The sequence below is a fragment of the Kitasatospora putterlickiae genome (assembly GCF_039527695.1).
GTDB lineage: Bacteria > Actinomycetota > Actinomycetes > Streptomycetales > Streptomycetaceae > Kitasatospora > Kitasatospora putterlickiae.
In genome coordinates this window covers 2,041-12,221 of the sequence record NZ_BAAAKJ010000493.1, presented here as the reverse complement: position 1 = coordinate 12,221, position 10,181 = coordinate 2,041, and the positions used below count along the sequence as shown (strand labels likewise).

The following is a 10,181-nucleotide window of genomic DNA, read 5'->3' as shown; positions in this document are numbered from 1 at the left end:
GCCGGCGCGGCCGACGCGGCCGACGCGGTGAGGACGGTCAAGGCCAGCGCCGCCAGGGCGGCGGCCGGCTTGGCGGCGCGGATCACGGTGATTCCCCTCGGGGGGCTCGGCGGGCGGTCGGGGAGACCGTAGGCGCCCGCGACGGCCGGGCGCGTCCGCCGGCGGTACCGGCCTCCCCCGCCGAAGTGCCCCTGCGGATCTGCTACTTCAGGACCACCCGCGGCCGGGAGCGACACGCGGCGTACCGCCACGCGGAGGTGGTTTCCAGACGAACGGCGTAGCCGCGGGCGCGGTTCCCCGTGGATCGGGACGTACTGGTGAGGGCGCAGCAGCGCCCGGGGAATCCCAGCGCACGGAAGGAAACAGAGATGACCTCGCAGAACATCAAGGAGTTCAGGGAGAAGGTCGAGCGGCTCTACGCCGACGAGGGCGGCGATTTCCGGCAGAAGTTCGACGCCGCGATCAGGGGTCTGACGCCGCCCACGGTGTACCCGGACTCGGACGTCTACAAGGACTGGCGGGGAGCGGACGGGAAGGACCTCGCGGAATTCTTCGTCGAATGGTACGACTGGGGCTGGAAGCAGCCCATTTCCGACGGCCTGAAGTACATCCGCCGATTCAGCTGGATCAGCTACGAGAACGCCGCCGGGCTCGCGTTCGTGACCAGCGAATCAGGACGTGACGTACTGGCCGACTTCACGCAGTTGCAGGGCCGGCAGATGGACTCCGAGGATTCCGGGAAGCTGGTCCAGCAGTGGATCGACGAACTCGGCCCGAAGCGGATGGCCGACTTCAAGGAGGGTGACTGGTCGACCCTCAACAAGTTCTTCATCAGGGAACTGAGGACCGGTGCGCGGACCATCGACCACCCCGAGGACCCCAGCGTCGTGACCGCCCCGACCGACTGCATCATCAACATGATCGTCGACAATCTGGCGCCCGACACGCCGCTCCCGATCAAGGCGGCCGTCACCATGAGCGTCGGCAGGCTGCTCGACGGTTCCGAGTACGCCGAGAGGTTCATCGGCGGCACGGCCGTGTCGTGCATCCTCATGCCCGACACCTACCACCGCTACCACGCCCCGGTCGGCGGCGAGGTGGTCGAGTCCCGCGACGACATCGGCGGCGTCTACTACGGGATCCGGGACTTCCCCGACCTGCTCAACAAGGGGAACGTCGGCTACGGGTACGACTACAGCCTGTTCGAGGACTTCCGCCGCGGCTACGCCATCATCAAGACGCCGTACCTGGACCACAACGGGCACCCGGACGGCGAGGGCTACGTCGGTCTGGTCCCCGTCGGCCTCAACTCGATCGGCTCCGTGCGGTTCCGCGATCCGTTCCGGAGGATCACGGCGGAGTCGGCCCCGGTCAAGGTGAAGAAGGGCGACGAGATCGGTTACTTCCAGTACGGCGGCTCGCTGAACATCCTGCTGTTCGAGGAGAAGCGGTTCCCCGCGCTCCAGCTCCTCCTGGGCCAGCGCATCGGGGTCCTCCAGGAGGTCGCGCACACCGAGCGCTACATCGACCGCTACGTCCGCCCGCTGCCCGGTCGCGTCTCGCCGACGGCCTGACCCCCGACCCGCCACGGAAGGTGACCCATGCCCCGTCAGCCCGTGTACTCGATCCCGGCGAACGTCGCCCACACGCAGACGCTCCACTTCTTCCCCGATCCCGGCAAGAAGGAGGAGGAAGGCCTCCCGAAGACCGCCCGTTCCTACGCCGGGTACGCGGACGTCGACGGCCCGGGACCGGCGAAGAGCCATTTGTTCCACTGGTTCTTCGAAAGCCAGACCTGCGACCCCCATCTCGACGCCGACAAGCAGAAGGAGCTGATCGAGCGGACGCCCCTGTTGATCTGGCTCAACGGCGGGCCCGGCGCCTCCTCGCTCGCGGGGCTGTTCCTGGAGAACGGCCCGCTGCGCGTCGGTGACGACGCCGCCGGATCCATCTCGGTCAGCCCCGACAGCTGGAACCAGGAGGCCCACGTCCTCTACTGGGACCAGCCCGTCGGCGCCGGATACAGCTACTGCGAGACCGAGGACGTCTACGTCGAGGACGAGGAGACCCTCAGCCTGATGTTCTGGCAGGCGCTCCAGCGGTTCTTCGACACCTATCCGGAGTACCTGGCGTGTCCGCTGTACGTCTGCGGTGAGAGCTACGCGGGCAAGTACGTGCCGTACATCGCCAAGAGGATCCACGAGCAGAACGGCAGCCACGCCGGGACGCACCTCAACCTGCGCGGGATCGCCGTGGGCAACGGCTGGATCAAACCGGAACTCTCGGTCCGCGTCATGATCGACTACGCCTACGCGTCCGGATTCCTCGGCCTGAACCAGAAGGCCGCCCTGGACTTCGCCTACGTCGACTTCCAGGAGGCCCTCAAGGCCGGCCGGATGAGGAAGGCCACCGACCTCGGCAACGGCCTGGTCAACGCCGTGCTGGCGTTCGGAGGGAACTTCGACGTCTACGACGCGCGGCGCTGGGACGACCTGTCGGTGGGTTCGCTGCCGGCCTACCTCAACAGCACCCAGGTCAAGGAGGCCGTGCACGCCGAGCACGAATGGCAGTTCGCGGACAACTCGGGGCCGGTGGCCACCGCGCTGAAGGCCGACATCATGGCGGACGCCTCCCCTCTGTACGCCGACCTCATCCACGCGAAGGAGAAGTACAAGGTCCTGCTCTACACCGGGGACTTCGACACCGCCTGCGGCTACCAGAGCACCGAGGAGATTCTCGCCGAGATCATGAAGGACGGCTGGGGCAACGCCAAGCGGCTGATCTGGAAGCAGGCGCAGGGGCACCCGAAGGGCTTCGTCCGGACCCTGGACAACGTCACCCAGGTCGCCGTACCGGACTCCGGGCACGAAGTGCCGTACTACCAGCCGCAGATCTCCCGGGAGATGCTCTACAACTGGCTCTTCGACCGCCCCTTCCAGGGCCAGGACCCGACGGGCGTGGTCCAGGCCATCCTCGACAAGGCCCAGGAGGACGCAGACAAGGAGGCGGCATGAACCAGCACTTCAAGCGGACGAAGGAGACGGCCGACCTGGCGGCGGCCACGGCGGTCCTCAGGAAGGGCTACGTCTGCTCCCTCGCCCACGTCGATCCCTCGACCGGCAGGCCGAGGTGCGTGCCCATGGTCTACGCCTACCACGAGGAGGCGGACCAGAAGCTGATCTATCTGCACGGCTCGGTCTACTGGCCGCCGCAGACCAAGCTGGAGCCCTCGCTGCGGCAACTGTGGAGCGAACACGGGGTCCCCGTCTGCCTGGCCGTCACCTTGCTCGACGGCCTGCTCGTCGGGCGGGCGGCGATCAGCACCTCCCTCAACTACCGCTCCGTGGTGGTGGACGGCGTCGCGCGGAAGGTCGATCCGGCGAACCGGGCGAAGGCGTTCGAGGCGCTCTGCGACCAGGTCATCCCGGGCCGTTGGTCCGAGCTGCGCCCGATCAAGGACGGCAAGGGCGGTGAACTGGACACGGACGGGGAGCACACCCCCACCGTCGAGGTCCTCTCCGTCAGCCTGACGGAGAACGCGACGGTGCGGATCAAGAGGCACGCGGCCGCCGAGCCCGAGCACGAGAGCGAGGACGACCGGAAGCTCGGCATCTGGGGCGGTGTGCTCCCGATCCGGCAGGTGTACGGGCTGGCCGTCCCCGACTCGCACGTCAAGGACAAGGACGCCGACCCGCCCGAGTCCGTCCGGAGGCTGATCGGCAGGACCACGTAGCGCACCGACGCCACGTCCCTGCGAGCCGGGGAGCCGCTCGCAGGGCGTGGCCGTGGCCGCGCTACGAGCCGGTGGTCGTGGTGGTGGCGTCGGTGCGGCCCTCCACGACCACGGCCGGCTCCAGCGGGGAGGCGATCTCCTGGCCCTTGCTGCGCGAGGCCCAGTCGCGGATCCCGATGAGGACCATGACGAAGAAGATCCCGTAGACGATGCCGGAGAAGTACAGCTCGGAGTGGATCGCGAGCGGCACCCCAACGAGGTCGACGGCCAGCCAGACGAACCAGAACTCCACGTACCGGCGGGCCTGGGTGTACATCGCCAGGATCGAGCCGACGAAGATCCAGGCGTCCGCGAGGACCATCCACCAGGGGGCGCCCGGGTAGAACGAGGCGTCGTTCGCCTTGAGCACCGCGGCGAACGCGAACGTGCCGACGGCCATGACGGCGATCAGGACCGCGCGCTCCCGCCAGGAGGCCCAGCGGACGTTGATCGTGCCCTCCTGCTGCCGGCTGCGCCGCCAGGTGGCCCAGCCCCAGGAGGCCGAGGCGATGATGACGACCTGCCGGGCGGCGTTCCCGCCGAGGTGGACGTTCAGGCTGGCGATCAGCAGCAGGACCGAGCCGAGGATCTGCACGGGCCAGGCGACCAGCGAGCGGCGCAGGGCGAGCCAGACGGTCGCGAGCGCCAGGATGTTGCCGAGGAAGTCGGACCAGTAGACGGGGATGCCGAAGAAGCTGAACTGGTCGTTCAGCCATTCGAGAGCGCTCATGACCTACACCTTTGTTTGCTGGGGGAACAAGCCTGGGTGTGAGCTGCGGCCCGGGACGGGACCGGTGACGAGGCGCGGGGCACGGTGGTGGGGGGGCAGGAGCCGTGCGGGGGGCCTCAGGAGGAGGTGGTGGTGCGGCGGTGCGCGGCGAGCGCGTCCTCGCGGACGCGCCGCCCGTGGTCCGAGGCGAGGACGGCCCCGGACCGCCTGACGTCCTCCCGCACCGCGCGCACCAGGTCGGCGGGCGAGGGGAACTTGACGGTGTCGCGGATCCGGGCGGCGAACCAGACGGTGACCCGCTCGCCGTAGACGTCCTCCGCCAGGTCGTGGCAGTACGCCTCGACGTGGACGTCGGCGGTGTCGCAGAAGGTCGGGTTCGATCCGACGCTGATCGTCGCCGGGTGGACGGCGCCGGTGCGGTGGCGGAGCACCCAGCCGCTGTACACCGCGGCCGGCGGGACCGGGGAGTCCGGACCGGCCGCGATGTTGGCGGTGGGGAACCCGAGCCCGTGGCCCCGGCCGGCGCCGTGCACCACCGTGCCGGTGAGGTGCGGGCGGGCGGCCGGGGTCGCGGGCCCGGGGGACTCAGGCATGGGGCAGGAGCTCGCGGAACTGGCTGGTGTGGAAGACCAGCGGCTCCACGCCGTCGAAGAGTTCGACGCTGATCAGTTCCAGGAGCACGATCTCGTGGTCGCCGCCGTCGTAGGTCGCGCCCACCCTGGCCGTCAGCCAGAGCGCGGCGTCCTCGATCAGGACGGCGCCCTCGGGCGTCGACGACCACGCGACGCCGTCGAAGCGCCGGCCCTCGCGGGAGGCCAGCCGCCGGCAGAGCGCGCCCTGGCCGTGGCTGAGCACGCTCAGCCCCAGGAGCGGCGCCTGCGCCAGGCGCGGCCAGGTGGTGGAGGTGCGGGCGACGCTGACGGCGACCATCGGCGGCTGCAGCGAGATCGAGACGAAGGAGCTCGCGGCGAAGCCGACCGGCTCGTCCCCGCGCATCGCGCTGATCGCGACCACACCGGTCGGGTAGGCCCCGAACGCCTGTCGCAGGGTCGCCGCGTCCAGCTCCGCCGGCGCGGAGGTTCCGGCCGGCTCGGGGGCCAGGGTGGCCATGGTCATCGACATCCTCTCCTCGCGGGTGCTGTTCTCAGTGCCGGTAGCGGGCGGCCGGGTGGCTGGCCGGCAGCGCGCGGTCGTCCGCGCCGGTGAGCCGCTCGCGCAGGCTCTCGCCCTCCGTGTACTCGCCGCGGAAGACGCCGCGCTCGCGCAGGATCGGCAGCACCGACTCGACGAACTCGGTGGTCGAGGCCGGCTGGACCGCCGGGGAGAGCAGGAAGCCGTCGAGGTCGGCTCCTTCGGCGAGGGCGCAGATCTCGTCGGCGATCTCCTCGGCCGTGCCGACGACCGGCCGCGCGCCGACGCCGTGGGTGTGCCAGTCGGCGAGCACGTCGCCGACCGTCTTGCCGGCGAAGCGGGCCACCTGGGTCTGCGACATCTCGGTGGACAGCTCCGTCATGGGCGTGTCCGGGGCGTAGGAGGAGAGGTCGAGCCCGGTGAACATGGCGTAGCTGGCGACGGTGACCTCGGGGCGCTGGGCGTCCAGGATCCGCTGGTAGCGGCGCTCGGCGTCGGAGGTGGAGGCGCCGACGACGCAGGAGAAGGCCGACATCACCTTGACCTGGTCGGCGCGGCGGCCCGCCTTGACCGCCTCCTCCCGGATCGAGGCGGTGTGCCCGGCGAGCTGCTGGACGGAGCCGCTGCCGACGAACATGCACTCGCCGTGCCGTCCGCCGACCCGGCGGCCCGCGGGCGAGGCCCCGGCCTGGAAGAGCACCGGGGTGCCCTGCGGGGAGCGCGCGGTGTTGCCGTAGCCCTGCGAGCGGAAGAACGGTCCCTCGTGGTTCACCAGGTGGACCTTGGCGGGATCGGCGAAGCACCCCTCCTTGTCCTTCTCCAGCGCGTCCGGCTCCCAGGCGCCCTCCCAGTACTTGTAGACGAGGTCGAGGAAGTCCTCGGCCATCCGGTAGCGGTCGTCGTGCGCCACCATCTCCATGCCGAAGGCCTTGACCGCGGTGTCGGCGGTGCCCGTCGTCACGACGTTCCAGCCGATCCGGCCGCCGGACAGCTGGTCCAGGGTGGCCATCCGGCGGGCGAACGCGTAGGGCGGCTCGACGAGGACGGAGCCGGTCATCACCAGGCCCAGGTTGGTGGTCGTCGACAGCAGCGCGGAGGCCACGACCACCGGGTCGAGCCGCGGCAGGTCGAGGGTCTCCTCGGTGGCGATCGGCGGGCGGGTGCCGTCGATCTCCGACCAGCCCCAGGCGTCGGCCAGGAAGAGGAAGTCCAGCTTGGCGTCCTCGCAGATCGTGGCGAGCTCGCGCCAGTACCCGAGGGTGTCGAAGAGGTGCCGCCGGCTGTCGGGGTGGCGCCAGGTGGCGGTGCCGCTCGCGTTGGTCTGGGCGTTCTCGAACAGGCCGATCTTGAGGTTCTTCATGGGTGGTTCTCCGTAGTGCTGGTGAGGGGCCCGTGGGGGGTCAGGAGGCGGAGGGAAGGGAGGGGGCGTCGAGCTGGGCGGCGTAGGGCATGGAGGACTGGGCGCCGAGGCCGGTGACGGCGTGCGAGGCGGCGCGCACGGCCCGTTCGACGGCGGCCGGCAGGGTGGCGCCGCGGCCGAGGGAGTCCGCGAGGGCGCCGCAGAAGGTGTCGCCGGCGCCCACGGTGTCGACCGCGTCCACGTGCGGCGCGGGGACGTGGACCACACCGGGGCGGTGGTCCTCCCGGAGCAGGGCGCCGTCGGCCCCGAGGGTGACCACCACGGCCCGGCACGGCAGCGCGGCGTGCTCCAGCAGCTCCCGCGCCTCGGTCAGGCCGGCGGGCCGGGCGGCGCCGAGCAGGGAGGCGAGTTCACCGAGGTTGGGGACCAGGACGTCGACCGCCGCCAGCACGTCCGGGTCGACCGGGCGGGCCGGCGCGGGGTTGAAGACCAGGGTCCCGCCCTGCTCACGGGTCCGCAGGACCACCAGGTCGACCACCTCGGGGGCGATCTCGTTCTGCACCAGGACCACCTCGCCGAGGGAGCGGACCAGCCGCTCGGGCAGGTCCTCGACGCCGAGCGCGGCGTTGGCCCCCGGGTTGACCACGATGGTGTTCTCGCCCTCGCCGTCGACGACCACCGCGGCCAGTCCGGTCGGGTGTCCCCGGTCCGTGCGCACCTCGGTGACGTCCACGCCCTCGGCGGCGAGCGCGGTCAGCAGGTCGGCCGCGTCCGCGCCGACCCTGGCCACCAGGCGCACCCGGGATCCGAGGCGGGCGGCGGCGACCGCCTGGTTGGCGCCCTTGCCGCCGGCCCCCTCGGCGAAGTGCCGCGCGAGCACGGTCTCGCCGGGGTGCGGCAGGCCCTCGACACTCAGCACGAGGTCGCGGTTCACCGAACCGACGACGGTGATGGACGGCATTGACGCTCCTTTGGGAGATCGATTTCCGACATGCTGTACCAGCACCCCCCGGCCGTCAAGTAGCCTCCTCATGAAAAGACCGCCCCGATGTCGTGGCCCCCCCAGCACCCACCCATCCGAAGGACACCCACGTGACAGCGCCCCGACTCCTCGACGTGGCCGAGGCCGCCGGCGTCTCCCGCGCGACGGCCTCACGGGTACTCGCCGGTACGCCGCGCAACGTCGACCCCGAGCTCGCCCGCCGGGTCGAGGAGGCCGCCCGGCGGCTCGGCTACCAGGCCAACCACTCGGCCCGGGCGCTGCGCACCGGCACCACCGGCACCATCGGCGTGGTCGTCCCCACGCTCGCCAACCCGTACTTCGTGCAGCTCGCCGACGCCATCGCCCAGCACGTCCGGGCGGCCGGCGGCACGCTGATGGTCTCCGACGCGGCGAACGACCCCGCGATCGAGGCCGAGCAGATCGACACCCTGCTCGGTGGCCGGGTCGACGGCCTGTTCGTCGTCCCGGTGTCGGCCAACGAGTCCGGCCCGGCCATCCGCCACGCCGCCGCCCGACGCCCCGTCGTCCTGTTCGACCGGTGGGCCAAGGGGTCGGGCACCGTCGCGGTCACCCTCGACAACGCGGCCGCCGTCCGACTGCTCGTCGAGCACCTGGAACAGACGGGCCGTCACCGGATCGCGCTGGTCGCCGCCGACCAGGCCTCCTCCTCGGGCGCGGAGCGCCTCGCGGCCTTCACCGAGCTCCAGGGCGACGGCGCCACCACCGTCCTGCTGCCCAACTTCACCACCGACGCCGGCCGCACGGCGGGGCGGCGCATCGTGGAGCAGCGCGACCGGATCGACGCGGTGGTCTGCGGAGCGGACGTGCTCGCCGTCGGACTGGTGAGCACGCTGCACCGCTCCTCGGTCGCCGTGCCGGGGAAGATCGCCGTCACCGGCTTCGACGACACCGAGATACTCGAACTCTTCGACCCTCCGATCACCTCCATCCGCCACCCGCTCTCCGCGATGGCCGAGCGCGCGCTGACCCTGCTCCAGGCGCCGAGCCGCGAACGGACCGAGCGGGTCGAGCGTTTCCAGCCCCAGCTCGTCGTCCGCGCCTCGACGGACACCGGCTCCGGATCCTGATCGGGCGTCAAACCCGCCGAGCGGAGCGGGCCGTGACGGATTGTCGGTCCCGGATGGCATCCTCCCGGCATGGAGATGACACTGCAGCTGGTGATCGACTGCGCCGACCCGCGGAGGCTGGTGGACTTCTGGACGGAGGCCCTCGGCTACGTGCCGGAGCCCCCGCCGGGAGGGCACTCCACCTGGCGGGAGTACTGGTCGGACATGGGGGTGCCCGCCGAGGAACTGCCCGAGGGCGCCGGGGACGCGCCGGAGTCGATCGTCGACCCGGCGGGGCGGGGGCCGCGGGTGTGGTTCCAGCGGGTCCCCGAGCCGAAGACCGTCAAGAACCGGGTACACCTCGACCTGAAGGTGGGCGGCGGGCGCGGGGTGCCGCTTGCGGTCCGCACCGAACGGGTCACCGCCACGGTGGAGCGGCTCACCGGGGCCGGCGCCACCGTGCTGCGGATCATGGACGAGCCGGAGATGGAGTACTACGCCGTCGTCCTCCAGGACCCCGAGGGCAATGAGTTCTGCGTCGTCTAGCGCGGCGCAACCCGGACGTGACGCGGGTCACACCGATGGCGCGTCACATTCCGGCGGGCGGAGCGGTCAACACGGTGTATCCCTTCGACACGAGGAGCACCTCATGGACGCCCGTCTCGACTACTTCCACAACGCCGTCGGCGCGAAGGTCCTGCGGCACTTCAACTCGGCCGGCAAGGCGCTGGCGGACTCGGCGCTGCCACACGCGACGCAGGAGCTGGTGAAGATCCGCGCGAGCCAGATCAACGGCTGCGGCTTCTGCACCGACATGCACACCAAGGACGCCGCGCACGCGGGCGAGAGCGCCCAGCGGCTGAACCTGGTGGCGACCTGGCGCGAGGCCACGGTGTTCACGGACGCCGAGCGCGCCGCGCTGGAGCTGGCGGAGCAGGGCACCCGGATCGCGGACGCCGCCGGCGGCGTCACCGAGGAGGCCTGGGCGGCGGCGGCCAAGCACTACGACGAGGACCAGCTGGCCGCGCTGATCTCGCTCATCGCCCTGATCAACGCCTACAACCGGATCAACGTCATCAACCAGCAGCCCGCCGGGGCGTACCAGCCCGGCCAGTTCG

At 71.2% G+C, this 10,181-nt stretch carries 12 protein-coding genes; 6 read left to right on the top strand and 6 right to left on the bottom strand.

Translation table 11 applies throughout. The annotated features are described in order from the left end of the window. Window positions 1-251: hypothetical protein (locus tag ABD308_RS37820; protein ID WP_344345366.1), on the bottom strand; the 251-nt coding region annotated here is incomplete at its 3' end. A gap of 117 nt (window positions 252-368) precedes the next feature. Here ABD308_RS37820 and ABD308_RS37815 point away from each other — a divergent pair. Genes ABD308_RS37815 through ABD308_RS37805 form a run of 3 tightly spaced genes read left to right on the top strand, consistent with a single transcriptional unit; the run spans window position 369 to window position 3,733 of the window. Beyond that, window positions 369-1,574 carry a phosphatidylserine decarboxylase gene (locus ABD308_RS37815; RefSeq protein WP_344345364.1) on the top strand — a complete coding sequence of 402 codons (1,206 nt, stop codon included), beginning with the start codon at window positions 369-371 and terminating at the stop codon, window positions 1,572-1,574. A 27-nt stretch (window positions 1,575-1,601) separates the two neighbouring features. Further along, the gene (locus ABD308_RS37810) at window positions 1,602-3,014 is read left to right on the top strand and encodes a S10 family serine carboxypeptidase-like protein (protein WP_344345362.1); all 1,413 of its coding nucleotides are present in this window, start codon (window positions 1,602-1,604) and stop codon (window positions 3,012-3,014) included. Further along, window positions 3,011-3,733 (top strand): pyridoxamine 5'-phosphate oxidase family protein, encoded by a 723-nt coding sequence (locus ABD308_RS37805; RefSeq protein WP_344345360.1) that lies wholly within the window; start codon window positions 3,011-3,013, stop codon window positions 3,731-3,733. Before ABD308_RS37810 ends, ABD308_RS37805 begins: the two co-directional genes overlap by 4 nt. A 61-nt stretch (window positions 3,734-3,794) precedes the next feature. On the opposite strand, the gene ABD308_RS37800 is transcribed toward ABD308_RS37805, so the two are convergent. The 5 genes from ABD308_RS37800 to ABD308_RS37780 form a co-directional block, all read right to left on the bottom strand. Further along, window positions 3,795-4,502, bottom strand: coding sequence for a nicotinamide mononucleotide transporter family protein (locus ABD308_RS37800; protein WP_344345358.1), 708 nt, complete (start codon window positions 4,500-4,502; stop codon window positions 3,795-3,797). A gap of 116 nt (window positions 4,503-4,618) precedes the next feature. After that, entirely contained in the window at window positions 4,619-5,095 is a 477-nt protein-coding gene (locus tag ABD308_RS37795) for a riboflavin kinase (RefSeq protein WP_344345356.1), read from the bottom strand. Then, window positions 5,088-5,618: a flavin reductase family protein gene (locus ABD308_RS37790; protein ID WP_344345354.1), complete on the bottom strand. Its 531-nt coding sequence runs from the start codon at window positions 5,616-5,618 to the stop codon at window positions 5,088-5,090. Before ABD308_RS37790 ends, ABD308_RS37795 begins: the two co-directional genes overlap by 8 nt. Window positions 5,619-5,646: 28 nt before the next feature. Beyond that, complete coding sequence (locus tag ABD308_RS37785) at window positions 5,647-6,993, bottom strand: NtaA/DmoA family FMN-dependent monooxygenase (RefSeq protein WP_344345352.1); 1,347 nt, start codon at window positions 6,991-6,993, stop codon at window positions 5,647-5,649. Between the two features lie 40 nt (window positions 6,994-7,033). Continuing rightward, window positions 7,034-7,954, bottom strand: coding sequence for a ribokinase (locus tag ABD308_RS37780; protein WP_344345350.1), 921 nt, complete (start codon window positions 7,952-7,954; stop codon window positions 7,034-7,036). Window positions 7,955-8,085: 131 nt separating this feature from the next. Here ABD308_RS37780 and ABD308_RS37775 point away from each other — a divergent pair, with 131 nt between their 5' ends. The 3 genes from ABD308_RS37775 to ABD308_RS37765 all read left to right on the top strand — a co-directional run. Beyond that, entirely contained in the window at window positions 8,086-9,084 is a 999-nt protein-coding gene (locus tag ABD308_RS37775) for a LacI family DNA-binding transcriptional regulator (RefSeq protein WP_344345348.1), read from the top strand. Window positions 9,085-9,153: 69 nt separating this feature from the next. Beyond that, complete coding sequence (locus ABD308_RS37770) at window positions 9,154-9,609, top strand: VOC family protein (protein WP_344345346.1); 456 nt, start codon at window positions 9,154-9,156, stop codon at window positions 9,607-9,609. A 103-nt stretch (window positions 9,610-9,712) separates the two neighbouring features. Continuing rightward, window positions 9,713-10,181: carboxymuconolactone decarboxylase family protein (locus ABD308_RS37765; RefSeq protein ID WP_344345344.1), on the top strand; the 469-nt coding region annotated here is incomplete at its 3' end.